Source organism: Cellulosimicrobium sp. Marseille-Q4280, assembly GCF_943181405.1.
Taxonomy (GTDB): domain Bacteria; phylum Actinomycetota; class Actinomycetes; order Actinomycetales; family Cellulomonadaceae; genus Cellulosimicrobium.
The window spans coordinates 485,235-510,836 of sequence record NZ_CALPBY010000001.1 but is presented as its reverse complement, the minus strand read 5'-3'; the positions used below and the strand labels follow the sequence as shown (position 1 = coordinate 510,836).

The window sequence follows — 25,602 nt, the reverse complement described above, 5'->3', positions numbered from 1 at the left end:
CTTGATCACTTCAAAGATGCTCGCGTCCACTGTGCAGTTCTCAAACAACCAACGACCCCGACCCGCACAGACCCGCCTACCCACCAAGACCAGCTCGGCGAGCGGTTCGCGATCCACGGACCGACCCGTACCAGGCACCACCACCAAAGTGGCCGGCGACCTGAGGACCCAACAGTGTGCTCGACAAGCCCCGGACCCACCCGCGATGTTCCACCACACCCCCCGGACACCACCGAACCCCCCGAAGGAGAACCCAGCAGACCAGGCGACGCAGGTACTGACACCAGCGAGACCGACGCTCTTTCGTCAATGTTCCACCCATGAGCAACCACCCCCACACGCGAACGGCGTGGGCCGTGGCCACCACACACCCCCGAAGAGGCGTGCGTTGAAGCTCCTTAGAAAGGAGGTGATCCAGCCGCACCTTCCGGTACGGCTACCTTGTTACGACTTAGTCCCAATCGCCAGTCCCACCTTCGACCACTCCCCCCGGCGAACCGGTTGGGCCATGGGCTTCGGGTGTTACCGACTTTCGTGACTTGACGGGCGGTGTGTACAAGGCCCGGGAACGTATTCACCGCAGCGTTGCTGATCTGCGATTACTAGCGACTCCGACTTCATGGGGTCGAGTTGCAGACCCCAATCCGAACTGAGACCGGCTTTTTGGGATTCGCTCCACCTTACGGTATCGCAGCCCTTTGTACCGGCCATTGTAGCATGCGTGAAGCCCAAGACATAAGGGGCATGATGATTTGACGTCATCCCCACCTTCCTCCGAGTTGACCCCGGCAGTCTCCCATGAGTCCCCGGCATAACCCGCTGGCAACATGGGACGAGGGTTGCGCTCGTTGCGGGACTTAACCCAACATCTCACGACACGAGCTGACGACAACCATGCACCACCTGTGCACGAGTGTCCAAAGAGACCACCATCTCTGGTGGCTTCCCGTGCATGTCAAGCCTTGGTAAGGTTCTTCGCGTTGCATCGAATTAATCCGCATGCTCCGCCGCTTGTGCGGGCCCCCGTCAATTCCTTTGAGTTTTAGCCTTGCGGCCGTACTCCCCAGGCGGGGCACTTAATGCGTTTGCTGCGGCACGGAACTCGTGGAATGAGCCCCACACCTAGTGCCCAACGTTTACGGCATGGACTACCAGGGTATCTAATCCTGTTCGCTCCCCATGCTTTCGCTCCTCAGCGTCAGTTGCGGCCCAGAGACCTGCCTTCGCCATCGGTGTTCCTCCTGATATCTGCGCATTCCACCGCTACACCAGGAATTCCAGTCTCCCCTACCGCACTCTAGTCTGCCCGTACCCGATGCAAGCTCGAGGTTGAGCCTCGAGTTTTCACACCAGACGCGACAAACCGCCTACGAGCTCTTTACGCCCAATAATTCCGGACAACGCTTGCGCCCTACGTATTACCGCGGCTGCTGGCACGTAGTTAGCCGGCGCTTCTTCTGCAGGTACCGTCACTTGCGCTTCTTCCCTGCTGAAAGAGGTTTACAACCCGAAGGCCGTCATCCCTCACGCGGCGTCGCTGCATCAGGCTTTCGCCCATTGTGCAATATTCCCCACTGCTGCCTCCCGTAGGAGTCTGGGCCGTGTCTCAGTCCCAGTGTGGCCGGTCGCCCTCTCAGGCCGGCTACCCGTCGTCGCCTTGGTAGGCCATCACCCCACCAACAAGCTGATAGGCCGCGAGCCCATCCCTGACCGAAAAACTTTCCAACCACCCCCATGCGAGGACGGCTCATATCCGGTATTAGCCCCGGTTTCCCGGAGTTATCCCGAAGTCAAGGGCAGGTTACTCACGTGTTACTCACCCGTTCGCCACTAATCAACCCAGCAAGCTGGGCATCATCGTTCGACTTGCATGTGTTAAGCACGCCGCCAGCGTTCGTCCTGAGCCAGGATCAAACTCTCCGTAAATGATCAACGCCCACCACCAGACCCAAAGACCCGGCAGCGAACAATCCATACGAAGCGAACCCCGAAAGGTTCACAAAACTGGCCTACAAACGAAAAACAATCTGACGATCATTCTCCGAAATCAACCAAAAACATCCCCTGACACAACCAACCAGCCACCCCGAACGGGACAACCCAGCCAGCCACGCCCACAAAGGGGACAAAAATTGGCATTGACTAACAAGCACACTGTTGAGTTCTCAAACAACCGACACACACCGCCTCCAGTCGTTTCCGACTCTTGCGCGGGGCTTCGTTCTCCAGCCTACCAGACCCGGACCTTCGTCCCGAACCCGGTCGAAACCGGAAATTCGCTCAGAATGATCTGAATCGGGCCCCCGAACAGTACCGCAGGCGCAGCACGCTGCACTCACGATCTGAAGAAGGGGATTCGCCTGCGGGACCAGCCACTTCGCGTCTGCTCCGAAGAGCTACGCCGTGGTGTCTGTTCCTCCCTGCCGGGCGACCTCGAGAACATTACGGGGCGCAGGGCGCGCGGTCAAACCCGCTCGTGGTGACCCCGCTCACCGCGTTCACCGCACCTCCGGTGCGCCCACCGGTGCTTCCGCGGGCCCGTTCGTGCCACCGGCGAGCCGTGCCGCGACCTGCCGCGCGGCGTCGTGCAACTGGGACGGCCCCACGACCGTCACGGGGACGTCGAACATGCCGAACCAGGCGGCGAGCCCACCCCAGGACCACGAGCCGGCCGTGACGCGGCACCGGTCCTCGCCGAGCGCCTCGACGACCGCGGCGTCCCCCACCCATGGCGCGACGTGGTCCGCGCCCGCACCCAGCTCGGCCGTGCCGCGGACCGGCCACGCCGGACGGGAGAACGCCTGCGACACGTAGGTCGCGACGTCGGGCGCCGGGAGGTCGCGCGGCCGGAACCGCGGGCCGTCGCCCGACCGCACCGTGATCCGGTCCACCCGGAACGTGCGCCAGTCGTCGCGCTCGAGGTCCCAGGCCACGAGGTACCACCTGCCGCCCCACGTGACGAGGTGGTGCGGCTCGACGCGGCGTGGGGGCCGGAAGCCGGCAGCGTCCGGTGCGTGCGCCGGACGCAGCACGTCCCCCGACCCTCCGTCGTAGTCGAAGCGCACCACGCGCCGCTCCCGTGCCGCGGTGCCGATCGCCACGAGGACGTCCGGACGCACCGCCGGACGGTCCGACTCCCGAGCACGCGGGACCGCCGTCACCTCGAGCGCGTCGATCCGGCCGCGCAGCCGGGCGGGCATCACCTGGCGGATGGTGGCGAGCGCACGGGCCGCCGCGTCCTCGACCCCCGGGAGCGTCGCCGTGCGCAGGGCGAGCGCCACGGCGACCGCCTGCTCGTCGTCGAACAGCAGGGGCGGCAGGTCGACGCCCGCGTCGAGGCGGTACCCGCCGTCCGGTCCCTTCGTGGCCTGTACCGGGTAGCCGAGCTCGCGCAGCCGGTCGACGTCGCGTCGGACCGTGCGCGGGCTGACGGCGAGGCGCTCCGCGAGCGCCGGGCCCGGCCAGTCGCGGCGGGCCTGCAGGAGGGACAGCAGCGTGAGCAGTCGTCCGGAGGTCTCGAGCATGCCGCCAGCATCGCACGCAGTAGAGGCCAGAAGCTGACCGCTACACCGGGAAGAGTGGTCTCAGCCGGTCCCGCACCGGCGTCACCCACCGATCCGCCAGACCACCGACCACCACGCCCCGGAGGACACCGTGATCCGTACCCGAGCCCTGACGAAGGACTTCCCCGTCGGGCGCGACGCGAGCAGGACCGTGCACGCCGTGCGCGGCATCGACCTCGACGTCGCGCCCGGCGAGCTCGTCGCCGTCCTCGGCCCCAACGGCGCCGGCAAGACGACCATGCTGCGCATGCTCACGACGTTGATCCGCCCGACGTCGGGCACGGCGACCGTCGCGGGTCTCGACGTCGTCGCGCAGCCCGACGCCGTCCGACGCAGCATCGGCTACGTCGGCCAGGGGAACGCGGCCGGCCACGGTCAGCGCGCCGTCGACGAGCTCGTGAGCCAGGCACGCATCCACGGTCTCGACCGTCGTGCCGCCCGGCGCCGCGCCGACGAGCTGCTCGACGTGCTCGAGCTCACCGCCCAGAGGACGCGCAAGGTCTCCGACCTCTCGGGCGGCCAGCGACGCCGCCTCGACGTGGCGATGGGCCTGGTCCACTCCCCCGCGCTGCTCTTCCTCGACGAGCCGACGACCGGACTCGACCCCCACAACCGGGCGAACCTGTGGGAGCACGTCGGCCGGATGCGCGCCGACGCCGTCGCCACGACGGGCGCGCCCATGACCGTCGTGCTCACGACCCACTACCTCGACGAGGCGGACTCCATGGCCGAGCGCGTCGTCGTCGTCGACCACGGCGAGGTCATCGCGGACGACACCGCCGCGAACCTCAAGGCCGAGCTCGCGGGCGACCGCGTCGTCGTCGGCGTGAAGGCTCCGCCGTCGGGCCCCGACGGGCCGGGCGGTGCCGGGCGGCACGGCGCCGTGCCCGACGCCGTCGCCCGCCTCGTCGAGGTCGCCGCCCGGGTCGACGGGTTCCGCGAGGTGCTCGCCCGGGACGGGTCGCAGGTGACCGTGCGTGCGGAGCGTGGGGACGCCTACCTTCCCCGCCTCCTGCGCGCGGCGGACGACACAGGGATCCCGGTCGCGACGGCGTACGTCCACCGCCCGACGCTGGACGACGTCTTCCTCGCCCTCACCGGCCGCAGCCTCCGTGAGGCCGGCGCCACCCACCCCGGCACGAGCGACGCGCCGACCGACGCACCGACCACCGACACCGCCGGGACGACGACCCGGCCTACCGAGAGGACCGCAGCATGAGCGCCGTCGACACCCGCACCGACGTCCCCGCGACCCCGCCCGCACCGGCACGTGCGCCGTCGCGACGCCATGTCGTCCGCGACACCGGCATCGTCCTCGCGCGCGAGCTGCGGCCCGTGGTGCGCGACCCGTTCTCCGTCGTGTTCGGCCTCGTGCAGCCGATCGTCTTCCTCGTGCTGTTCGGCCCGCTTCTCGTGGGGTCGCTCGGGGGGACCCAGGTGCTCGGGGGGAGCGTCTGGCAGTGGTTCGTCCCGTCGATCCTCGTCATGACCACGCTGTTCGGCACGTCCGCGACGGGCGCGAACCTGCTGTTCGAGCTCCAGACCGGCGCGCACGAGCGCATGCTCGTCGCGCCGCTGTCGCGGTCGTCGCTGCTCGTGGGCCGCGCGCTCAAGGAGATGGTGCCGATCGTCGCGCAGTCCGTGATCGTCGTGCTCGTCATGCTCCCGTTCGGGTTCGAGCTCCACGCGGTCGGCGCGGTGCTCGGGCTCGCGCTGCTCGCCGTGCTCGGCGTCGGGATCGGCGCGCTGTCCTACGCGCTCGCCCTCGCGGTGCGCAAGCAGGACTGGATGTTCTGGATGGTCCAGCAGACGGTGCTGTTCCCGCTCATGCTCCTGTCCGGGATGCTGCTGCCGCTCGAGTCGGGGCCGCGCTGGATGCAGGTCGCCGCGTCGGTCAACCCGCTGAAGTACGTGGTCGACGCCGAGCGCGCGCTGTTCGCGGGCGACCTCGGCGCGACCGCGGTCGCCTGGGGCTGGGTCGCCGCGCTCGCGACCGCGGTCGTCGGCCTGGTCGTCGGTATCCGTGCGATGGTCACGTCAGCGGACTGACGGCGCGGCGCGGCGACGCCTCAGCCGGTGGCCCGGACCGTCTCGACGGCCCCGGCCACCGCGCTGCCCGGGCTCGTGAGCACGCGCACCGGTGGTCAGGCGTGGTGGGCGCGGAACGCGTCCGTGAGCGAGGGGCCGTCGTCGCCGAGGCGCCAGACGCTCCACCCGTCCGCCGTCGCGGTCCCCGAGACCGCGACGGCGGCGAGGTCGGGGTGCCGGTAGCGGGCGCCGTCGGCCAGCTCGATGAAGCCGTCGGGCTGCAGGACCGCCTCGAACCGCTGGCCGCGGCGCGGACGCGACCACACGAGATGGCGCGGGCTCCCCAGCGTGCGCGCGAGCGCCACCAGGTCCGGGTCGTCGTCGGGACCGAGCGGCACGTCGACGACGGCGGGCGCGGGCACCGGGGCGACCTCGCGACCGACGAGGGGGTCGGGCTCGAGCCCGGCCGGCGGCTGGTAGGACAGCGGGTCGTAGGAGCGCTCCGACGCCGGCGAGTGCTGCGCGGCGTACTCGTGGGTGAGGATCGACTCGCGCGTCCGGTACGACTCACGGGTGCGCACCGACTCGCGCGTGAGGATCGACGTCCGCGGCACGCGCGCGTCGTCCCCGCTGCCGGCGGGCCGGCGGTCGGCCCACGTGCTCGGCTCGTCGGACCACGTGCGCTGCTCCGGCGTGGGACGCGCCGTCGACGGGTCCTCGAAGGGCACGAAGTCCAGCACCGGCAGCCCGTCCTCCGCGGCGGGCCCACCGAGGGGGATCTCGAGCGGCACGGGCGCGAGCTGCCCGGTGACGTCGGCGGACGGCGGGGTCGACCCGTACGTCGTGCTCGACTCGAGCTCGCGGCGCCGCTCGGCGCGCGAGCGCGCGTGCTGCGTCACCACGGGAAACTTGCCGGTCAGCGCTCGGCCCACGGCGACGCCGTCCGCGAAGTCGGAGGCGGGCGCCGCCTCCCGGGCACGCACGGGCGTGCGCTCCGGCGTCGGGGGCGTCTCGGGACGGCCGACCGCGAGCGGCGACACGTCCACGAAGCGCCGACCGTCGGCGCCGTGCACCACGCCGAGGCGCAGCACCGCGACGGGCGAGCCGGGCTGGCGCAGGAAGTCGAGCGCGTCCTCGATCCCCGGCGCGGCGCTCGAGCAGATGACGATGAGCCGTGCGCCCGTGGTGCGCGCCGTGGCCTGCGACCGCGTGAGCGGCACGTTGTCGTAGAACGCCGCGACGTCCTGCTGGAAGCGTGACGCCCCACCCGTGTACCGGGCGGCGAGCTCGGCGCGCGTGAGGCGCCCGGCCCGGCCCGCGTGGTTGAGGGCGGCCGTCAGGGCGCTCTCGGTGAGCTCGGCCGTGACCTCGATGACCACCGGCAGCCCGGCCGCGTCCAGCGCGAGGAGGTGCGGCTCGTCGTCGGACGCGCCCTCCTTGACGGGGAAGATCTGCTCGCCCAGCAGGCTGTCGAGGTTGCCGTCGACCACGCGCTGCGCGTCGGTCCCGAAGGCGCCGGCCGGCTGGGGCGGCTGGACGAGCAACGGACGCTCGGCGTCCACCTCGAAGAGGGGCATCGGGGGGTCTCCTGCTGCATTGCGGAACGCGTCCGGGGCGGGGGCGTTTGCGGCTTAGCCTACGTCGGCGGTCAAGTCCCGCGAACACCCCGAACCGGTACGGTTCGGGCGTCGGGAAACCCGCAGGTCAGGCGTGCCCCGACTCCTGCTCGTCTGCCGCGAGACGCTCCTCGACGCGCTCGACCTTGCCCGTGAGCTCGCCCGTCCGGCCGGGCCGGATGTCGGCCTTGACGACGAGCGACACCCGGTGACCGCCGGCCCCGACCGCCTCCGTGGCCCGCTGGATGACGGGCATGACCTCGTCCCAGTCGCCCTCGATCTCGGTGAACATCGACGTGGTGCGGTTCGGCAGGCCGGACTCGCGCACGATGCGGACGGCCTCGGCGACGGAGTCCGCGACGGACTCGCCGGCACCGAGCGGGGCGACGGAGAAGGCGAAGACGGCCATGGGGCCCATGGTGGCACGTCGCCGACCGTGCTCGCCCCCGACGTAGGCTCGGTCCGTGACTGAGGGCGTGGCGACCGACGCGGTGACCGTGCTGGCCGGAGGTGTCGGGGGCGCGCGGCTCGCCCACGGGATGGACCGCGCGGGAGCGGACCTCACGGTCGTGGTGAACGTCGCCGACGACGTCGAGCTCCACGGCCTCGCGATCTCGCCCGACCTCGACACCGTGACGTACACGCTCGCCGGTCTCGCCGACGAGGAGCGCGGCTGGGGCGTGGTCGGCGAGACGTACGCGACGCTCGAGGCGATGGGCCGGCTCGGCGAGGACACGTGGTTCACGCTCGGCGACAAGGACCTCGCGACGCACGTCGTGCGGACAGCCCGCCTCCGGGCCGGGGCGCCGCTGTCCGCGGTGACCGCCGAGCTCAGCCGCGCGCTCGGCGTGCGGGCGCGCGTCGTGCCCGTCACCGACGACCGTGTGGCGACGCTCGTCGACACGCCCGGCGGACGGCTCGGCTTCCAGGAGTACTTCGTGGGTCGTCAGCACGCCGACGACGTCGTCGGGCTCGTCTACGACGGCATCGAGGCCGCGCGCCCCGCGCCCGGGGTGGTCGAGGCCGTGCGCGACGCGCGGGTCGTGGTCGTCGCGCCGTCGAACCCGTTCCTGTCCGTCGCGCCCGTCCTCGGCGTGCCCGGCGTCCGCGAGGCGCTCGTCGGGTCGCGCGCGCACCGCGTCGCGGTGAGCCCGATCGTCGGTGGACGGGCGATCAAGGGGCCCGCGGCGCAGATGCTCGCGACGCTCGGCCACGAGGTGTCCGCGCTGGGCGTCGCGCGCCTCTACACGGGGCTCGTCGACCACATGGTGATCGACGAGCGCGACGCGCACCTCGCGGAGGACGTCGCGGCGCTCGGCCTGCGCGTCCTCGTCACGGACACCGTCATGGGCGGCGCGGACGGCCGCGAGCGCCTCGCCCGGGAGATCCTGGCGGCGACGCGTGGCTGACCGGTCCGGAGCCGTCGTGCCCGACGGCGCGGCCCGCCCGGCGGGGTCGGGTCGCCCGGGGCGCGTGGTCGCCGTCGTGCCGCTGCGCGACGGGACGTCCGGGAAGTCGCGGCTCGCGCACGTGCTCGACCCGGCCGCGCGCAGCCGGCTCGTCGCCGTCCTGGCGCGGCACGTCGTGGCGACGCTCCTCGCGTCCGAGGCGGTGGAGCGGGTGGTCGTCGTGACGTCGGACCCGCGGTTCACGTGGCGCGCGCTGCGGGACGTCGTCGTGGAGGCGTCGAGCACTGCCGGAGACGGGGAGGGGCCCCCGCTGCTCACCGACGACGCCGACCGTCTCCGCATCGTGCTGCAGCCCGCGGACCGACCGGGGCTGAACGAGGCGGTCGAGGTGGGTCGTGAGATCGCGGTCGAGGACGGCCCCGTGCGGCTGCTCGTCGCGCACGCGGACCTCCCTGCGCTGACGACCGACGACGTCGCCGCGCTGCTCGCCGACGACGCGCCGGTCGTCGTCGCGACCGACCGGCACCGGTCGGGGACGAACCTGCTCGTCCTCTCCGGGGACGCGTCGGTCCCGCCGAGCACGACCTCAGAGCCGTTACCCGCCGCAGAACGACCGCAGGGTCGTGCTCGGCAGGCGTTCCGGTTCCGGTTCGGCGTCGACAGCCTCGCCTCGCACCTCTCGGAGGCCGCCGCGCGCGGGCTGCGGGCCGCCGTCGTGCAGCGGCCCGGGACGGCGACCGACCTCGACACGATCGACGACTGGGGCGAGCTGCCCGCGGAGGTGCGGGCCGCCGTCGGGCAGCACGTACCCGGTCTGCACGCCGGAGGCACTGCCGGCTAACCGCCCCAGCGGCCCCGGTGCACGACGTCGTCGAGCGGCTTGCGGGCCCGGCGGCGCGGCGACCCGCTCGGCCCGGTGTCGCCCGGGTGGCCGAGCGCGACGACGCCCGTCGGCGCGTACTCGTCGGGGATGTCGAACGCCTCGCGCAGCCGCGGAACCTCACGGGGCTGCACGCCGAAGAAGCACGCGCCGAGCCCCTCGTCGACCGCGGTCTGGAGCATGATCAGCGACGCCATGCCGGCGTCGACGTGCCAGTACGGCACGGCCCACCGGTTCTCGTCGCGGTCGGCCCAGCCCTTGTCGTCCTCGGCGTACCGCCGCAGGTAGGCGTCCTTCGACGTGAGGACGAGGACGATCACGGGGGCCGTGCGCATGCCGTCGAGCCACGCGCTCATGTCCCGCTCGGAGTCCGCGGGCGTCGAGGCCGCCCAGAAGCGCGCGACGTCGTCGGGCTCGGTCAGGACGACGAACGCCCAGCCCTGCGCGAAGCCGGCGCTCGGGGCGCGGACGGCGTTGCGCAGCACGCGGTCCACCGAGGCGGGGTCGACGGGGTCGGCGATGAACCGCCGGACCATGCGGCGGCGTCGCACGACGTCCTGGAACTCCATGCCCCGATCGTGTCAGGTCGAGAGGTCACCCGGGTGTTCTGTCGCCCTGACACGACGCGACGTCCTGCGCTGTGTCAGGGTCGCAGATCACCCCGACGACCTGTGACCCTGACACGAGGCCTCAGACGGCGTCGAGGCGCGCCCGGATCTCGGGGTCGAGGTCGAGGTCGGCCGCGCCGAGGAGCTCGTCGAGCTGCTCGACCGTGCTCGGCCCGATCACCGGGATCACCGGGTGCTCGCCGCCGAGGAGCCACGCGAGCACGACCTGGTTCGGCGTGGCGCGGGTCTGGCCCGCGACCTCGTGCAGCGTGCGGACGCGCTCGCGCGTCGTCGGGTGGTCGAAGCCGTCCCACAGCGGCTTGTCGCGGCGCACGTACGCGCCCTGGAGGATCGGCGAGTACGCGACGACGGCGAGCGGCGGACGTTCCGGCGTCCCGGTCGACGCCACGTAGTCGAGCAGCTCGTACGACGCCCAGTTGTGCCGCCCCGGCTCGGGCGTCGGGTAGACGTAGGTGAGGTTCTGCTGGACGAGCCCGTAGGGCGCGATCCCCTGGCGCAGCGCCTCCTCGCGCGCCTCCACCACGCGCCACAGCGCGACGTTCGAGATGCCCGTGATCCCCACCACCCCCTCGGCCTGGAGCTTGCCGAACGCGCCGACCGTCTCGGCGAGCGGCGTGTCGAGGTCGTCGACGTGCCCGTACAGGACGTCGAGGTGGTCGACGCCGAGGTGGCGCAGGCTCTCGTGCGCCTCCCGCTCGACGACGTCGGCGGCCAGCCCCTGGTAGTTCGTCGGCGCGACGTTCTGCAGCGGCAGCGCCGGGTCCTTCTTCGCTGCCCCGAGCTTGGTCGCGAGGCGGACCTCGTCGCGCACGCCGCGGGTCGCGAGCCAGCGGCCGAGCAGGTCCTCGCTGTCCCGGCCGTAGCCGCCGGCCCAGGAGCTGTAGTTGTTCGCCGTGTCGAGGAACGTGCCGCCGGCCTCGAGGTAGCGGTCGAGGATCGCGAACGAGGTGTCCTCGTCCACGAGGGTGCCCATGTTCATCGTGCCGAGGCACAGGGTCGAGACGTCGAAGGTCGTGCGGCCGTCGCCGATGGTGCAGTAGCGCATGATGCGGTCTCCCGTTCGTGGGTGTTCCTGGTGACATCTCCACGCTAGAGAGCGATCGGCATGGGTGTACGGTCCGATCCCATGAGCATCGACCAGACCGATCTTCCGGCTCCGGGCCCGACGACGGCCCTCGCCTGGGAGGCTCTGCTCGACCTGGGCACCGGGCCGGGTTCGCGCGTGGAGCGGCTCGAGCGCGCGATCCGCGACGCCGTCCGCTCCGGCCGCGTCGGCGCGGGCTCCGCGCTGCCGCCGAGCCGGCAGCTCGCCGAGACGCTCGGCGTCTCCCGGTGGGTCGTCACCGAGGCCTACGGGCAGCTCGTCGCCGAGGGGTTCCTCGAAGCCCGCACGGGCTCCGCCACGCGCGTCTCCGCGGCGGGCGCGGCACGGCGCGGTACGAGCGGGGCGGGAGGGACGGCGCGCGCGGGTCGTGGTGGGCCTGGCGGGAGCCGCGAGGAACGAGCGGCGGATGGTAGACCCGCGCGCGCCGTCCCTCCCGCCAGGCAGCCCCCTCCTGTGCGACCTCGGTTCGACCTCGCGCCGGGCGTGCCCGACCTGCGCCACGTCCCGCGCGACGCCTGGGTGCGCGCGACGCGCGACGTCCTCGGCTCGTCGTCCGGGACGGCCTCGAACGACGACCTCGGCGCGCCGGCTCCGGGCGGGCACCCGGCGGCGCGGGCGGTCGTCGCGGGACACCTGCGCCGCGCGCGCGTCGCGGCCGCTCCGGACGACGCCGTGGCGCTCGTGCACGGCGCGACCGACGGCATGGGTCGCGTGGCCGCCGCGCTCGCCGCCGCCGGGCACACGCACCTGCTCGTCGAGGACCCGAGCTGGCCCGTGCTGCGCGACGTCGCGACGCGCACCGGGCTGACACCGGTGCCCGTCCCCGTGGACGCGGACGGCGTGGACACGGGCGCGCTCGTCATCGCGTCGCGACGGACGGGCGCCCGCGCAGCGCTCCTCACACCGGCGCACCAGTTCCCCACCGGGACGGCACTGACGCCCGAGCGCCGCGAGGCCGTCGTGGCCTGGGCGCGCGACGTCGACGGCCTCGTGGTCGAGGACGACTACGACGCCGAGTTCCGCTACGACCGCCGCCCCGTCGCCGCGCTGCAGGGCCTCAACCCGGACCGGGTGCTGCTGCTCGGCTCGATCAGCAAGACGGTCTCCCCCGCGTTCGGCCTCGGGTGGATGGTCGTGCCGGCGCGCTGGCGCGAGGCCGTCGCTCGCGCGGCCGGCCCGACGGCGGGACCGTCCACCGTCGAGCAGCTCGCCTTCGCGCGTCTCGTCACGGCAGGCGCGTACGACCGGCACCTGCGCGCGGCGCGGCGTCGCTACCGGGCCCGTCGTGACGCGGTGCTCGCCGCGCTCGGCCGTCACCTGCCTCGCGCGACCGTGAGCGGCCTCGCCGCCGGGATGCACGCGCTGCTCGACCTGGGCGACGACGCACCCGACGCGGCCCACGTCGTGCGCGAGGCGGCGGCGCGCGAGGTGGCGGTCGTGGACCTGCGCCGCTACCAGGTCACCCCCGGCGCACGCTCGACCACGCTCGTGCTCGGGTACGGCAACCTCGCCGACGCGCGGGTCGACGAGGCGGTGCAGCGGCTCGCCGACGCCGTCGACGCCGCCACCGCGAGGTAGCGGGTCCCCTCTATGCCGACGCCGGGGCCGGCGCCCTGTCGGCGGCGAGCAGGTCGAGCGCGGCGTCGAGGTTCGCGAGCGCCTGCGGGTGGTCGACGCGCGTGAGGAGGAACGCCGAGACCAGCAGCGCGGTGCACAGGTCGGCGACGCGGTCGTGCTCGGCCGGGTCACGGTCGGGGAAGCGGGCGACGACGCCGGCCCGGATCGCGGCGCGCAGCTCGGCCCGGTAGGCGGCCACGGTCTCGCGCACGACCACGTCCTTCCCGATCGGCGCTCCCGCGGCGTTGATGAGCAGGCAGCCGCTGTCCGCCTGGACCGTGCCCGGCGCGGCGAGGGCGGCGCGCAGCCCGACGAAGTAGTCGACCACCGCGTCCGGCGGCACGTCGGCGACCGTGAGCGGGGCGAGCCGTGGGCGGACGACCTCGTCGAGATAGCTCGTCACCGCGGCGTCGAACAGCCCGCGCTTGCTCCCGAACGCGTGGTAGAGGCTCGACCGGCGCAGCCCCGTCGCACCTTCGAGCAGCGGCAGCGACGCGTCCTCGTAGCCGTGCTCCCAGAAGGCGGCGCGCGCCGCGCGCACGACGGCGCTCGTGTCGAACGACTGCGGCCTGCCCACGGGTGCTCCTCGCTTTTTGTGAACCGTGCAGTCCAGTATATGTTGTGTAACGCTCAGTCCAGAAAGCCGACCAGACGTCGGCGGCAGAGAGGAAGTGGTCGCGTGATCGTCGTCGGACTCGTGCTCGCCACCGCCGCGGCGGCGCTCCACGTCGTGATCTTCTACCTGGAGTCCGTCGCGTGGACCTCTCCCCGGGCCCGCGCCACGTTCGCCACCACGCCCGAGGAGGCCGAGGCCACGCGGTCGCTCGCGTTCAACCAGGGGTTCTACAACCTGTTCCTCGCGATCGTCACCGTGCTCGGCGTCGTCCTCCACGTCGCGGGCGAGACGACCGTCGGCACGACCCTCGTGCTCACCGGCACCGGCTCGATGCTCGCGGCGGCGCTCGTCCTGCTCCTCTCCTCCCGCGCGCACCGCGCGGCCGCGGTCAAGCAGGGGACGCTACCGCTCCTGGCGGTCCTGGCGGTCGTCGTCGCCCTCTCAGCCTGACGGCCGCGACCCGCCGCGCGACGCCGCGGCTCGCAGGACCGAGCCCGCACCCACCAGCAGCCGCACCACCCGACCCCACCGGAGGCCCTCCGCATGACGTCCGCCCGCAGCACCCAGGTCCAGCTCGCCACCCGTCCCGAGGGCTGGCCGACGCACGACGACTTCCGCACCGTCACCGTCGAGTACGGCGACCTCGCCCCCGGCGAGGTGCGCGTGGTCAACGAGTTCGTGTCCGTCGACCCCTACATGCGCGGCCGCATGAACGACGTGAAGAGCTACACCCCTCCCTTCGCGCTCGGCGAGACGATGACCGGCGGCGCGGTGGGCCGGGTCGTCGAGACGACGGTCGACGCCATGCCCGTCGGGGCGCTCGTGCTCCACCAGCACGGCTGGCGCGACGTCGTGCAGGAGGACGCGTCCGGGTTCCGGGTCGTGCCGGAGATCCCGGGCCATCCGTCGTCGGTCCACCTGGGGATCCTGGGCATGACCGGGCTCACGGCCTACGTCGGCCTCACCGCGATCGCCGGGATGAAGCCCGGCGACACCGTCCTCGTCTCCGGTGCCGCGGGTGCCGTCGGGACGGCGACCGGGCAGATCGCCCGCCTGCTCGGCGCGTCGCGCGTCGTCGGCTCCGCCGGTGGTCCGCAGAAGGTCGAGCTCCTCACGTCGCGCTACGGCTACGACGCGGCCCTCGACTACAAGGCCGCGCCCGTGCGCGAGCAGCTCCCCTCGCTCGTGCCGGACGGCGTCGACGTGTTCTTCGACAACGTCGGCGGCGACCACCTGGAGGCCGCGCTCGACGTCATGAACGACGGCGGACGGGTCGCCCTGTGCGGGGCCATCGCCGGGTACAACGCGACCGACCGCGCCCCCGGACCGGACAACCTGGCGAACCTCATCACGCGCGGCCTGACGATGCAGGGCTTCACGCTCGGCGGCTACCTCGGGCTCGCGGGCGAGTTCCGCGAGCGCATGAGCGGCTGGTTCGCCGAGGGGAAGATCGCCTACGACGAGACCGTCGTCGACGGGATCGACCATGCGGTCGACGCGTTCCTCGACATGATGCGTGGCGGCAACGTCGGGAAGATGGTCGTGCGCGTCGACCCCGCGGCGCGGTAGTCGCAGGCCGTCGGCCGGGCGGCCCTGGTCCGGCCGCGGGTCAGAGGCGCTCGGCGAGGAGCTCGACGAGCGCCTTGCCCTGCACCCCGGCGAGGTCGTCGGCCTGCGTGCGGCACGAGAACCCGTCGGCGAGGTACACGTCGCCGGGCTCGGCGTCGCGCAGCGCGGGCAGCAGGGCGTTCTCCGCGACGGCGACGGACGTCTCGTAGTGCCCCTTCTGCATCCCGAAGTTCCCCGCGAGCCCGCAGCACCCGGCGAGGACCTTGATCGTCGCGCCGGCGTCGCGCAGCAGGCGCTCGTCGGCGGCGAAGCCCATCACCGAGTGCTGGTGGCAGTGCGGCTGCACGACCGCGGTCACGTCCGAGAGGTCGGGCACGCGCCACCCGGAGTCCGTGCCGGGTGCCGTGTCCACCGACGTGAGCAGCTCGGCGAGCGTGCGCGTCGCGCGCGAGACGGCCTGCGCGCGAGGGTCGTCGGGGAACAGGTCGACGAGGTCGGAACGCAGGACCGCGGTGCACGACGGCTCGAGCCCCATGATGGGGATGCCGTTGACGGCGTACGGGCCGAGGACCGAGAGCAGGTTCTCGAGGCGCTTGCGCGCGCCGTCGAGCTGGCCCGTGCTGATCCACGTGAGGCCGCAGCACGCCTCCTGCTCGGGGACCACGACGTCGTACCCCGCGGCGGTCAGGACCTTGACGGCCGCCTGCGGGACGGTCGGCGACATGTTGTCGCTGAACGAGTCGGTCCACAGCACGACCTTGGGGCGCTCGTCGCGCACGGGACGTCCCGGCACCTGGCCGATGCGCAGCCCCGGCACGCCCTGGCTCGCGCCGCCGCGCTTCCACCACGTGCGGAACGGGACCTCGGCGAACGTCGTCATCGAGCGCCGCGTGTCCATGCCGCCCGCCCAGAGCACGGTCTTCGCGACCGGACGGATGCCGAAGAGCTTGTTGACGAACCGCGGCATGCCCGTCGCGAGCCGCGCCCAGACCGGCAGCCACCCCAGCGAGTAGTGGTCGACCGGGCGCAGCTTCCCGCGGTAGGTGCGGTGGAGCACCTCGGACTTGTACTGCGCCATGTCGACGCCCGCCGGGCAGTCGCTCGAGCACGCCTTGCACGACAGGCACAGGTCGAGCGACTCGCGCACCTCGGGCGCCGCGAGACCGCCGACGAGCGTCCCGTTGACTGCCTCCTGCAGGACGCGCGCACGACCGCGCGTGACGTCCTTCTCGTCCTTCGTCGCCAGGTACGACGGGCACATGAACCCACCAGCGGCACTGGTGTCGGCGCGGCACTTGCCCACGCCCACGCAACGGTGCACGGCCTGCGTCATGTCGCCGTGGTCGTGCGCGAACGAGAAGCCCTGGTACCCGGCACGGCGCGAGATCTTCGAGACCTTCACGGGCGCCGTCGCGCCCGGGGCACCCCCACCGCCGACCGCCGAGAGCACGGGGTGGGCCTGCGGGCGGCGCAGGTCGTCGTCGATCGCCCGCGGGCGCACGACGACGCCCGGGTTCATGACGTCCTGCGGGTCGAACAGCGCCTTGAAGCGTTCGAGGAGCGCGATCGCCTCCGGGCTGTACATGACCGGGAGCAGCTCGGACCGCGCACGGCCGTCGCCGTGCTCGCCGGACAGCGAGCCGCCGTACTTCGCGACGAGGTCGGCGGCCTCGAGCATGAACGTGCGCAGCACCGAGCCCGACGCCTCGAGCGGCAGGTCGATGCGCAGGTGCACGCAGCCGTCGCCGAAGTGCCCGTACGGCAGGCCGTCGACGCCGTACCGCGCCATGAGCTCGTCGAGGTCGCGCAGGTAGGCGCCCAGCTTCTCCGGCGGGACCGCGGAGTCCTCCCAGCCCGGCCACGCCTGCTCCCCGGACGGCGTGCGCCCGGCCAGGCCTGCGCCGTCGGCCCGGATCTGCCACATCTTCGTGGCCTCGGGACCGGCGGGCAGGATGAGCGTCGCCTCGCTGCCCGACGCCGCGACGATCGCCTCGGCGTTCGCCATCGCCTCCTCGGGGGTCGCCCCGCCGACCTCGACCATGAGCCACCCGGCACCGGGCGGCAGCGGCGGGACCGAGGCGTCGCCCTTGGCCCGGCGCACGACGTCGACGAGCCGCGCGTCGAGCCCCTCGACCGCGAGGGGGCTCAGGCCGAGGAAGGTCGGGACGTCGTCGGCGGCCGACGGCATGTCCGGGTAGCCGAGCACGACGAGGGTCGGCTTGGACGGCACTGGGACGAGGCGGACCGTGGCCTCGAGGATCGTCACGAGCGTGCCCTCGGTCCCCACGAGCGCCTTCGCCAGGTCGGAGCCGTTCTCCGGCAGCAGGTGCTCGAGCGAGTACCCCGACACCTGGCGGCCGAAGCGACCGAACTCGGTGCGGATCAGGGCCAGGTTCTCGCGGACGAGGTCGGCCAGGCCGGGGACCGCGGCGAACGTCGGGTCGCCCTTCCCGGCGGTGAAGCGCCGGCCGGTCCCGTCCACGACGTCGAGCTCGACCACGTTGTCGGCCGTGCGGCCGTACGCCACGGCGTGCGGGCCGCACGCGTTGTTGCCGATCATGCCGCCGAGCGTCGCGCGGTTCTGCGTCGAGGGGTCCGGGCCGAAGCGCAGCCCGTGCGGCGCCGCGGACTGCTGCAGCGACGACATGACGACCCCCGGCTCGACGCGGGCCGTGCGCGCCTCGGGGTCGACGTCGAGCACGCGGTGCACGTGCCGCGAGAAGTCGAGGACGACGCCCGGGCCGACCGAGTTGCCCGCGACCGACGTCCCCGCACCGCGGGCCGTGATCGGCACCTCGAGCTCGCGCGCGACGTCGAGCGCGGCGACCGCGTCGTCGACGTCCCGCGGGAGCACCACGACCTCGGGCAGCACGCGGTAGTTGGAGGCGTCCGTGGAGTACTCGGCGCGGCGACGGGACGACGGGTCCACGTCGCCGCGCGTCACGGTGCGCAGTGCGTCGGCGAGCGCCGTGCGGGCAGCGTCGGCGGCGCGCTCGGCCTCGCGCAGCGCCGCGGCGTGCTCGGCCTCGGCGGCGGTGACGGCGCCGGAGCCGGACCGCCGCGAGCCGTTCCCGTCGTGCTGCCGGGCGGGGGTCGGGGTGGCGTCGATCTCAGCGGACACGTCGGTGATTCTCGCACTGTCCGTCGGCGCGCCGTCGCACGGTCCGCCCGGTGACCGACCGCCACGCCGCCACGCGAGGTAGAACCGCAGGTCGCGAGGTAGAGCTCCGGGAGATCTACCTCGCGACCCGCCGTTCTACCTCGCGGACCTCGGTGCGACCCTCAGCGGACCGGGGAAGTACCTCGGCGTCAGAGGACGAGCTCGGGCTGGAGCTTCGTCACCGTCCACACGCGCTGGCGGCGCGCGGCGACGGTCGTCAGCGCGAGCGCCCCGGCCAGCACGACGGCGAGGACCGTCACGTCGCGCGCGACCGTCGCCAGGTTCCCGCCGTAGAGCAGCTGGCGCAGGCCTTCGACGGCGTACGTCATGGGCAGGAACCGGTGCATCCCCTGGAGCGGCTGCGGGATCGTCTGCCACGGGAACGTGCCGCCGGCGGTGACGAGCTGCACGAGCATCAGCACGAGCCCGAGGAACTGGCCGGCGGCGCCGAGCCAGACGTTGAGCGCCTGGAGGATCGCGACGAACGTCGCGGACACGAGCACGAGGAACAGGGCCGTGCCGACCCCGTGCACCGGGTCGATGTCGAGCGCGAACTTCGTCACCGTGAACATCGCCGCGACCTGCACGACGCCGATCGCGGCCGGGGTGAGCCAACCGCCCAGGGCCGTCGCGAGCCCCGAGCGCCCCGCCGCGAGAGCGCGGGTCGAGAGCGGTCGCACGAGCAGGAAGAGCACGTACGCGCCGATCCAGGTCGCGAGCGAGAGGAAGAACGGCGCGAGGCCGCCGCCGTACGTGCCCGCGGACGCGAGCGCCTCGTTGTGCACGGACACCGGGTTGCCGATCGTCTCGGCGGTGTCCTGCCGCGTCTGCTCGTCGAGGTCGGGCACCTGGCCGAGGCCCTCCGCGAGCCCGTCCCGGAGCTGGGTGACGCCGTCTACGAGCTCGCCCGACCCGTCGCGCAGCTGCGCCGTGCCGTCCGCGAGGTTCGTCGCGCCGTCGGACACCTGGGCGGTCCCGTCCGCGAGCCGACCGACGCCGTCGACCAGGGCCGGCGTCGCGGCGGCGAGCTGCCCCGTCCCGTCGGCGAGGGTCGCCGAGCCGTCGGCCGCGGTCGCGATGCCCGACGTGAGCTGCGGCGTCGCGGCCGCGAGCGTGCTGGCGCCGTCCGCGACCTGGCGCGAGCCGTCGGCGAGCCGGTCGAGCTGCGCGGACGCGCCCTCCACCTGGTCGACCGCACCCTGGACCTGCTCGCGCCGGGCGTCGAGGACGGGCGCGACCTGCGCCTGCACGTCCGTGCGGACCGCGTCGGCCTGCTCCTGCGTGAGGACGCCCTGGTCGACGAGGTCGCCGAGACGGTCGTCGAGCGCAGTCCCCACGTCGTCGCGGACCGTGTCGAGCGCCGGGAGAACCTGGGCGGCGGCGTCCTCGGCCTGCTGCCCCAACTGCGCGACCTGCGCGTTGCCGTCCGCGACCTGGGCCGCGCCGTCGGCGAGCCGGCGCGTCTCGTCGGGGAGCGTCGCCGTGCCGTCGCGCAGCGTGGCGAGACCCGTCGCGAGCCGGTCCGCGCCGTCGTAGAGCTGCTCGGCCGCGTCCGCGAGCGGTCCGACGCTCGAGCGCAGGGTCTCCGCGCCGTCGGCGGCCTGTGCCGCGCCGTCGGCGAGGGTGTGCGCGCCGTCGTCCGCGGTGACCAGGCCGTCCCGGAGCTGCGTCGACCCGTCGAGGAGCCGGCCGGCGCCGTCGACCGCGTCGGCGAGGTTCGTGTGGATCGACGCGAAGCCGCGCAGGAACGTGTCCGCCGCCTCGGTGCCCACCTGCTCCGCGATCGAGTCGCGCACCTTCCCGACGATCTGGTCGGCGATGGTGCGCGCGAGGTAGTTGTTCGCGTCGTTCGTGACGAGCGTGAGGCTCGCCTGCTGCGGCGCGAACTCGCCCGCCGACGCGAGGTCCGCCGAGAACGTCGGACCGATGACCAGCGCCGCGTCGTAGCGTCCCGACCGCACGCCGTACTCGGCGTCCACCTGGGACGTCTCTACCCAGCCGAAGCCGCCGTCGTCGAGGAGCTGGTCCGCGACGTCGCGGCCGAAGTCGCGCTCCGTCGTCGCCCCGGTCTTGGCATCAGTCGTCGTGGTGCCCTCGTCGAGCACGACGAGCGCGGCCGGGATCTCGTCGAGGCGGCCGTAGGGGTCGTGGTTCGCGAAGAGGTAGAGCCCCGCGTAGAGGGTCGGGATGAGGGCCATCGCGAGGATCGCGAGGCGCGGCAGCGTTCCCGACGCGAGGCGTCGCAGCTCCGACAGCCCGAGGCGGACGGCGGTCATCGGGTCACCTCCGGTGCGGAGCGCAGCGCCACGACCGGCGGCACGGCGAACGAGCCGTGCGCGGGCGGGAGGTCGACGCCGAGGTCCCGCGCGGACGAGCGGGAGCACTGCACGAGCACTCCCAGGCCGGACGCGGCGAGCGTCTGCGCGACCTCCCACCACCCGCTCGGCTCGCCGCCGTGCCGGTCGGGCAGCGTGAGGACGAGGAACCGCACGCCCTCGCGCTCGGCCGCGAGCGCCGCGAGGAGCGCCGTCCGGACCACGCCGGGGACCTGGTCGAGCCGCCGTCCCCGGTCGGTGGTCAACGAGTGCTCCGCGAGCCACCGCGACACGTCCGTCGGAAGGCTTCGTCGCCCGGCGAGCGCGAGGCCCTCCGCGACGACGGCGGCGACGGTCAGCGCGTCGTCGGGCTCGCTGACGCCGGGCACGTCGACGACGGCGCTCACGGCGCGCAGGTCGGCGGCCCGCGCGGGGCCGGGCTCCGTGCGTGCGCCCCGCGGCGTGGGTCCGAGGCGGACCTCGCCCGCGCTCGGCGCGAAGCGGCCGGTCGCGACGAGCGCGAGCGCGGTGTGCCCGTGGCCCGGCTCCCCCGCGACGAGCACGGTCTCGCCCGTGCTCCACGCCAGGTCCACCGGCTCGAGCATCGGCTCGCGCCGCCCGTCGACGCGCACGCCGGTCAGGGTGATCTTCACCTCGGGACATCCTTCCTGCGGCGACGGCACCGACCGGTGCGCGCCTCCGCCCGCCTGCGCCACCGGGGCTCCCGGCTGCATGCCCGGTGCCGCCCGCCGTCGCGTGTTGACCTCTTGTCAACAAGGGTACGAGCCGTATTGACTTCCAGTCAACAGCCGCGTAGAACAGTGCCATGACCACGTCCCCCACGGCCGGCGGGCACTCGCCGCAGGGCCGCACGCGGCGCGAACCGGCCGACCGACGGCGCGAGCTCCTCGACGCCGCGGCCCGCCTCGCCGACGAGCAGGGTCTCGACGCCCTCACACCCGCCGCCGTCGCGTCCGGCGCGGGGGCGTCCAGGGCCCTGGTCTTCCACTACTTCGGCTCCACGTCCGGGCTGCGCCGGGCCGTCGTGCTCGAGGCCGTCGCCGAGCTCGAGCGCGCGACCGTCGCGCCCGACGACCGTCCTCTCGCCGACCGCCCGGCGCTCGCCGTCGCGGCGTTCCTCGACACCGTCGAGTCGCGCCGCCGGGTCTGGCAGGACCTGTGGCGCGGCACGCTCGGCGACGACCCGGCCACCCAGGAAGCCCTCGCCGCGGTACGTGCGGGACTCGTCCTGCGGATGACCACGACGGCCGCGACCGTCGGGGCCACGCCGACGTCGCGCTGGGACCTGCTCGTCGGCGGCTGGGTCGCTCTCGTGGAGAACGTCACCGCGGCCTGGCTCGGCGGCAGCGACCTCACGCGCGCCGAGATCGAGCGGCTCGTGCTCGCGAGCACCATCGTCCTCGTGCCCGAGCTCAGCGAGCCCGCGCGCGGCGTCGTGCTCGGCATCGCCCGCGCGAACTCCGGCTCGGCGGGCTAGCGTCGGGGCAGGTGGGACCGGCCGAGAGCGGGAGGCAGCACATGCGCGTGGTGGTCGTCGGGGCGAGCGGGAACGTCGGGACGGCGGTGCTGCGCCGCCTCGCGACGGAACCCGCCGTGACGTCCGTGGTCGCGGTCGCGCGGCGCGTGCCGCGTGCCGACGGGTCGAGCACCGTGGGCTTCCCCCACGACGCCGCGACCTGGCGCTACGCCGACGTCGCCGCGTCCGACGCGGACGAGCGGCTCGACGCAGCGTTCGCCGGGGCGGACGTGGTCGTGCACCTGGCGTGGGCGATCCAGCCGAGCCACGACCGGCGCTACCTGCGTCGCGTCAACGTCGAGGGCACGCGTCGGGTCGTCGCCGCGGTGCGGCGCGCCGGTGTGCAGCACCTCGTCGTCGCCTCCTCCGTCGGCGCCTACTCCCCCGCGCGCTACGCAGGCGAGGCGCGCGACACGCCCGTCTCCGAGGCGTGGCCGGTCGACGGCGTGCCCGGGTCGTCGTACTCCGAGGACAAGGCCGCGGTCGAGGCGCTGCTCGACGACGTGGACCGCGAGACCGGCCTCGTCGTCTCGCGCGTGCGCTCGGCCCTGGTCTTCCAGCGCGACGCCGCCTCCGAGATCTCCCGGTACTTCCTCGGCCCGCTCGGGACGCGCGCCCTGCGCCGCGAGCCCCTCCCGACCGTGCCGCTCCCCGGCGGGCTCCGCCTCCAGGTGGTCCACGCCGACGACCTCGCCGACGCCTACGCGCGCATCGTCGTCGGGCGCCACCCCGGCCCGTTCAACGTCGCCCACCCCACCGTGCTCACCGCGCAGGACGTCGCCGACGTCGTCGCGGACGGCTCGTGGCGCGAGGTCCCGTTCGGCACGGCGCGCACCGCACTGGCGGCAGCGTGGCGCGCGCGGCTCGTCCCGGTCGGCGAGGGCTGGCTCGACATGGCGATGCGGGTCCCCGTGCTCGACATGACGTTCGCGAACGAGCTGCTGCGCTGGGCACCGGTCCACGAGGCGAAGGACACGCTCGCCGAGCTCGTCACGGGGATCCGCGACGGCGCCGGCACGTCGACCCCGCCGCTCGTGCCGCGCTGACGCGGGACGTCCTGCCGGGACGTCTCGCGCCCGCACGCGCCGAACCCGGGGTTGCCGGGCACCCACGGACGTGAGCACCCGGTAACCCCGGGTTCGGCGAGAGGAACAGCGCCGGGGCTCAGCCCTCGAGCGCGGCGTCCAGGGTGATCGACTCGACGCCCGCGAGCGCCTTCGAGACCGGGCACGTCGCCTTGGCCGTCTCGGCCGCCTGCTGGAACCCGGCCTCGTCGATGCCCTCGACCTCGCCGCGGACCGTGATGGCGATGGACGGGATCTTGAAGCCGCCGGCCGGGTCCGGGCCGAACTCCACCTCGACCGTGACCTCGAGCGCGACGGGCGTCGCGCCCGCCTCGGCGAGCACGGCCGAGAACTGCATCGCGAAGCACGACGAGTGCGCCGCGGCGATGAGCTCCTCGGGGCTCGTGACGCCGCCGGCGTCGTCGCCGGCACGACGCGGCCACGAGACGTCGTACGTGCCGACCTTCGAGCTCGACAGCTCGACCTGGCCCTGGCCGTCCTGCAGGCCGCCGTTCCAGGCGGTGCGTGCGATACGAGTGGGCATGCGGGTGCTCCTTCGACGTCGAGGGTCCCGGGGACGCGCCCGGGTTCGTCCCGACCGTAACCCGGCCCCGCGCCGTCGGGCATCCCGGCCTCGTAGAGTGAGCGCCCGTGAGCGTCGAGGAGATCCTGGGGTTCGTCACGGGCGCGGCCTGCGTGTGGCTCGCGGTGCGGCAGAACGTGTGGACGTTTCCCGTCGGGCTGGCCAACAACGTCGTGTTCCTCGTGCTCTTCACCGGCACGGGCCTGTACGCCAACGCGGGCCTGCAGGTCGTGTACCTCGTGCTCGGCGCGCTCGGCTGGTACTGGTGGCTGCGCGGGGGTCCTGACCGCGGCGGGCTCGTGGTCCACCGGACGCCGCGCGCCGCGTGGGTGGTCGGGATCGTCGCGGCGGCCGTGTGCACGGCCGTGCTCTTCGCGGTCCTCACCGCGTGGACCGACTCGACCGTGCCGTTCTGGGACGCGCTCACCACGTCGTCGAGCCTGCTCGCCCAGACGATGCTCGGGCGCAAGTGGATCGGGAACTGGTGGGTGTGGATCGCCACGGACGTCGTGCTCGTGGGCCTCTACGCGAGCCAGGGGCTGTGGCTCACCGCGGTGCTCTACGTCGGGTTCGTCGCCCTGTGCGTCCAGGGCCTGCGGGAGTGGTCGGCGGCGCGGCGCGTGCCGGGTCCGGAGCAGACGCCGGGCGTCCCCGCTGGTCTCGTCGTGCCCGACGACGCGGGGTCGGCCCGGTGAGGGAGTTCGCCCACGGTCTCGTGATCGGGAAGTTCTACCCGCCGCACGCGGGCCACCTCCAGCTCGTACGCACCGCGCTCGCCCGGTGCGAGCGCGTCACGGTCGAGGTGCTCGCGTCGACGCGCGAGTCGATCCCCGCCGCGCTGCGCGCCGACTGGCTGCGCGCCGAGGCCCCGGGGGCGCGCGTCGTGCACGGGCTCGACGACGCGCCCGTGGACTACGCCGACCCGCACGCGTGGGACGAGCACGTCAAGGTCATGCGCGCACTCCTCGACCCGGACGACCCGCCCGTCGACGCGGTGCTCACCTCGGACCGGTACGGCGTCGAGCTCGCACGGCGCTTCGACGCCACGTGGGTCCAGGTGGACCCCGACCGCCGGAACCTGCCGGTGTCCGGCTCGGCGGTCCGCGCCGACCCCGCGGCCCACTGGTGGGCGCTGCCCGCGGCCGTGCGGTCCTGGTACGTGCGGCGCGTCGTCGTGCTCGGGGCCGAGTCCACGGGCTCGACGACGCTCGCGAGCGACCTCGCCGGGCACCTCGGCCTCGACCCCGTCCTCGAGTTCGGCCGCGAGTGGTCCGTGGACCGACCCGGCGGACCGACGGCGCCGTGGCACACCGCGGAGTTCGACCTCGTCGCGCGCGAGCAGGCCCGGCGCGAGGACGACGCCGCCGCGACCGCGCCCATGCCGCTCCTGGTCTGCGACACCGACGTGCTCGCGACGACGCTGTGGCACGAGCGCTACGTCGGTCACCGCTCCCCGGGCGTCGAGGCGCTGGCCGCCGCCCGGCGTCCCGACCTCTACGTCCTCACCGGCGACGAGATCCCGTTCGTCCAGGACGGCACGCGCGACGGCGAGCACGTGCGCCACGCGATGCAGGACCGCTTCCGCGAGGTGCTCGCCGCGACCGGACCGCACCTCGCCGACCCGGCCGACGTCGTCCGCCACCTCGGCCCGGCGGAGCTGTCGTCCCCGGACGGTGACCGCCCCGGTGTCCCGTGGTTCGAGGTGAGGGGTGACCGGGCGACCCGGCTCGCCGTGGCGCTGGCCGCCGTCGGGCCGCTGCTCACGACCCCGCGGTACGTCGCCGACCCGCTCCCCCAGGCCGGCACCGACGCCTTCTGAGGGCGCTCGGCACCGGGCCCGGGGATGCCCGCTGCTGAGGTGAGGCGGACGACGAGCGGGGTGGACGGGTGGCGGCGGCGGGTCGTGGTGGG

The 25,602-nt window shown here is 73.5% G+C and carries 21 protein-coding genes and 1 rRNA gene; 11 read left to right on the top strand and 11 right to left on the bottom strand.

The window, feature by feature from the left end:
* Positions 1 to 402 precede the first annotated feature (402 nt).
* Positions 403 to 1,926: ribosomal RNA gene (locus tag NFS20_RS02265) — 16S ribosomal RNA — on the bottom strand.
* A 572-nt stretch (positions 1,927 to 2,498) separates the two neighbouring features.
* A complete protein-coding gene (locus NFS20_RS02260; RefSeq protein WP_251150114.1) occupies positions 2,499 to 3,524 on the bottom strand; it encodes a helix-turn-helix transcriptional regulator in 1,026 nt (341 codons plus the stop codon).
* A 130-nt stretch (positions 3,525 to 3,654) separates the two neighbouring features.
* On the opposite strand from NFS20_RS02260, the gene NFS20_RS02255 reads away from it, so the two are divergent.
* Both NFS20_RS02255 and NFS20_RS02250 read left to right on the top strand, forming a co-directional pair.
* Positions 3,655 to 4,782 (top strand): ATP-binding cassette domain-containing protein, encoded by a 1,128-nt coding sequence (locus NFS20_RS02255; protein ID WP_251150113.1) that lies wholly within the window; start codon positions 3,655 to 3,657, stop codon positions 4,780 to 4,782.
* Positions 4,779 to 5,612, top strand: coding sequence for an ABC transporter permease (locus tag NFS20_RS02250; protein ID WP_251150112.1), 834 nt, complete (start codon positions 4,779 to 4,781; stop codon positions 5,610 to 5,612). Before NFS20_RS02255 ends, NFS20_RS02250 begins: the two co-directional genes overlap by 4 nt.
* A gap of 95 nt (positions 5,613 to 5,707) precedes the next feature.
* On the opposite strand, the gene NFS20_RS02245 is transcribed toward NFS20_RS02250, so the two are convergent.
* The gene (locus NFS20_RS02245; RefSeq protein WP_251150111.1) at positions 5,708 to 7,168 is read right to left on the bottom strand and encodes a restriction system modified-DNA reader domain-containing protein; all 1,461 of its coding nucleotides are present in this window, start codon (positions 7,166 to 7,168) and stop codon (positions 5,708 to 5,710) included.
* Between the two features lie 127 nt (positions 7,169 to 7,295).
* Positions 7,296 to 7,616 (bottom strand): MTH1187 family thiamine-binding protein, encoded by a 321-nt coding sequence (locus tag NFS20_RS02240; protein WP_251150110.1) that lies wholly within the window; start codon positions 7,614 to 7,616, stop codon positions 7,296 to 7,298.
* Between the two features lie 55 nt (positions 7,617 to 7,671).
* Here NFS20_RS02240 and cofD point away from each other — a divergent pair, with 55 nt between their 5' ends.
* Both cofD and NFS20_RS02230 read left to right on the top strand, forming a co-directional pair.
* Positions 7,672 to 8,616, top strand: coding sequence for a 2-phospho-L-lactate transferase (gene cofD, locus NFS20_RS02235; protein ID WP_251150109.1), 945 nt, complete (start codon positions 7,672 to 7,674; stop codon positions 8,614 to 8,616).
* Positions 8,609 to 9,457 (top strand): CofC family guanylyltransferase, encoded by an 849-nt coding sequence (locus NFS20_RS02230; protein WP_251150108.1) that lies wholly within the window; start codon positions 8,609 to 8,611, stop codon positions 9,455 to 9,457. Before cofD ends, NFS20_RS02230 begins: the two co-directional genes overlap by 8 nt.
* Here NFS20_RS02230 and NFS20_RS02225 read toward each other — a convergent pair.
* Both NFS20_RS02225 and NFS20_RS02220 read right to left on the bottom strand, forming a co-directional pair.
* The gene (locus NFS20_RS02225; protein WP_251150107.1) at positions 9,454 to 10,065 is read right to left on the bottom strand and encodes a nitroreductase family protein; all 612 of its coding nucleotides are present in this window, start codon (positions 10,063 to 10,065) and stop codon (positions 9,454 to 9,456) included. The two genes, NFS20_RS02230 and NFS20_RS02225, sit on opposite strands and share 4 nt — an antisense overlap.
* Positions 10,066 to 10,186: 121 nt before the next feature.
* A complete protein-coding gene (locus NFS20_RS02220; protein WP_251150106.1) occupies positions 10,187 to 11,170 on the bottom strand; it encodes an aldo/keto reductase in 984 nt (327 codons plus the stop codon).
* Between the two features lie 81 nt (positions 11,171 to 11,251).
* On the opposite strand from NFS20_RS02220, the gene pdxR reads away from it, so the two are divergent.
* A complete protein-coding gene (gene pdxR / locus NFS20_RS02215; RefSeq protein ID WP_251150105.1) occupies positions 11,252 to 12,808 on the top strand; it encodes a MocR-like pyridoxine biosynthesis transcription factor PdxR in 1,557 nt (518 codons plus the stop codon).
* Positions 12,809 to 12,818: 10 nt separating this feature from the next.
* Here the strand turns inward: pdxR and NFS20_RS02210 are convergent, their stop codons facing one another.
* Positions 12,819 to 13,424 (bottom strand): TetR/AcrR family transcriptional regulator, encoded by a 606-nt coding sequence (locus tag NFS20_RS02210; RefSeq protein WP_251150104.1) that lies wholly within the window; start codon positions 13,422 to 13,424, stop codon positions 12,819 to 12,821.
* A 102-nt stretch (positions 13,425 to 13,526) separates the two neighbouring features.
* Here NFS20_RS02210 and NFS20_RS02205 point away from each other — a divergent pair, with 102 nt between their 5' ends.
* Positions 13,527 to 13,913, top strand: a complete 387-nt coding sequence (locus tag NFS20_RS02205) for a DUF1304 domain-containing protein (RefSeq protein WP_251150103.1) — start codon at positions 13,527 to 13,529, stop codon at positions 13,911 to 13,913.
* A gap of 93 nt (positions 13,914 to 14,006) precedes the next feature.
* Positions 14,007 to 15,032 carry an NADP-dependent oxidoreductase gene (locus NFS20_RS02200; RefSeq protein WP_251150102.1) on the top strand — a complete coding sequence of 342 codons (1,026 nt, stop codon included), beginning with the start codon at positions 14,007 to 14,009 and terminating at the stop codon, positions 15,030 to 15,032.
* A 40-nt stretch (positions 15,033 to 15,072) separates the two neighbouring features.
* Here NFS20_RS02200 and NFS20_RS02195 read toward each other — a convergent pair whose 3' ends face one another.
* From NFS20_RS02195 to NFS20_RS02185, 3 genes are all read right to left on the bottom strand, one after another.
* Entirely contained in the window at positions 15,073 to 18,039 is a 2,967-nt protein-coding gene (locus NFS20_RS02195; RefSeq protein WP_251150576.1) for an FAD-binding and (Fe-S)-binding domain-containing protein, read from the bottom strand.
* Between the two features lie 302 nt (positions 18,040 to 18,341).
* Positions 18,342 to 20,468 carry a YhgE/Pip domain-containing protein gene (locus tag NFS20_RS02190; RefSeq protein WP_251150101.1) on the bottom strand — a complete coding sequence of 709 codons (2,127 nt, stop codon included), beginning with the start codon at positions 20,466 to 20,468 and terminating at the stop codon, positions 18,342 to 18,344.
* Complete coding sequence (locus tag NFS20_RS02185) at positions 20,465 to 21,160, bottom strand: ABC transporter ATP-binding protein (protein WP_251150100.1); 696 nt, start codon at positions 21,158 to 21,160, stop codon at positions 20,465 to 20,467. The genes NFS20_RS02190 and NFS20_RS02185 overlap by 4 nt, the downstream gene beginning before the upstream one ends.
* A gap of 173 nt (positions 21,161 to 21,333) precedes the next feature.
* Between NFS20_RS02185 and NFS20_RS02180 the strand changes: the two genes are divergently transcribed.
* Positions 21,334 to 22,005 (top strand): TetR/AcrR family transcriptional regulator, encoded by a 672-nt coding sequence (locus tag NFS20_RS02180; RefSeq protein ID WP_251150099.1) that lies wholly within the window; start codon positions 21,334 to 21,336, stop codon positions 22,003 to 22,005.
* Positions 22,006 to 22,046: 41 nt separating this feature from the next.
* Positions 22,047 to 23,090, top strand: a complete 1,044-nt coding sequence (locus NFS20_RS02175; protein WP_251150098.1) for an NAD-dependent epimerase/dehydratase family protein — start codon at positions 22,047 to 22,049, stop codon at positions 23,088 to 23,090.
* A 118-nt stretch (positions 23,091 to 23,208) separates the two neighbouring features.
* On the opposite strand, the gene NFS20_RS02170 is transcribed toward NFS20_RS02175, so the two are convergent.
* Positions 23,209 to 23,652, bottom strand: coding sequence for an OsmC family peroxiredoxin (locus tag NFS20_RS02170; RefSeq protein ID WP_251150097.1), 444 nt, complete (start codon positions 23,650 to 23,652; stop codon positions 23,209 to 23,211).
* 107 nt (positions 23,653 to 23,759) lie between these two features.
* Here NFS20_RS02170 and pnuC point away from each other — a divergent pair, with 107 nt between their 5' ends.
* Positions 23,760 to 24,386 (top strand): nicotinamide riboside transporter PnuC, encoded by a 627-nt coding sequence (gene pnuC / locus NFS20_RS02165; protein ID WP_251150096.1) that lies wholly within the window; start codon positions 23,760 to 23,762, stop codon positions 24,384 to 24,386.
* Entirely contained in the window at positions 24,383 to 25,510 is a 1,128-nt protein-coding gene (locus NFS20_RS02160) for an AAA family ATPase (RefSeq protein WP_251150095.1), read from the top strand. The genes pnuC and NFS20_RS02160 overlap by 4 nt, the downstream gene beginning before the upstream one ends.
* The last annotated feature ends 92 nt before the right edge of the window (positions 25,511 to 25,602 follow it).

Excerpts from the sequence above, each read along its gene's own strand:
- NFS20_RS02170 (WP_251150097.1), bottom strand. The coding sequence starts at position 23,652 with ATGCCCACTCGTATCGCACGCACCGCCTGGAACGGCGGCCTGCAGGAC.
- pdxR (WP_251150105.1), top strand. The coding sequence starts at position 11,252 with ATGAGCATCGACCAGACCGATCTTCCGGCTCCGGGCCCGACGACGGCC.
- NFS20_RS02260 (WP_251150114.1), bottom strand. The coding sequence starts at position 3,524 with ATGCTCGAGACCTCCGGACGACTGCTCACGCTGCTGTCCCTCCTGCAG.
- NFS20_RS02220 (WP_251150106.1), bottom strand. The coding sequence starts at position 11,170 with ATGCGCTACTGCACCATCGGCGACGGCCGCACGACCTTCGACGTCTCG.
- NFS20_RS02190 (WP_251150101.1), bottom strand. The coding sequence starts at position 20,468 with ATGACCGCCGTCCGCCTCGGGCTGTCGGAGCTGCGACGCCTCGCGTCG.
- NFS20_RS02250 (WP_251150112.1), top strand. The coding sequence starts at position 4,779 with ATGAGCGCCGTCGACACCCGCACCGACGTCCCCGCGACCCCGCCCGCA.
- NFS20_RS02200 (WP_251150102.1), top strand. The coding sequence starts at position 14,007 with ATGACGTCCGCCCGCAGCACCCAGGTCCAGCTCGCCACCCGTCCCGAG.
- NFS20_RS02180 (WP_251150099.1), top strand. The coding sequence starts at position 21,334 with ATGACCACGTCCCCCACGGCCGGCGGGCACTCGCCGCAGGGCCGCACG.
- NFS20_RS02240 (WP_251150110.1), bottom strand. The coding sequence starts at position 7,616 with ATGGCCGTCTTCGCCTTCTCCGTCGCCCCGCTCGGTGCCGGCGAGTCC.
- NFS20_RS02175 (WP_251150098.1), top strand. The coding sequence starts at position 22,047 with ATGCGCGTGGTGGTCGTCGGGGCGAGCGGGAACGTCGGGACGGCGGTG.
- NFS20_RS02245 (WP_251150111.1), bottom strand. The coding sequence starts at position 7,168 with ATGCCCCTCTTCGAGGTGGACGCCGAGCGTCCGTTGCTCGTCCAGCCG.
- NFS20_RS02225 (WP_251150107.1), bottom strand. The coding sequence starts at position 10,065 with ATGGAGTTCCAGGACGTCGTGCGACGCCGCCGCATGGTCCGGCGGTTC.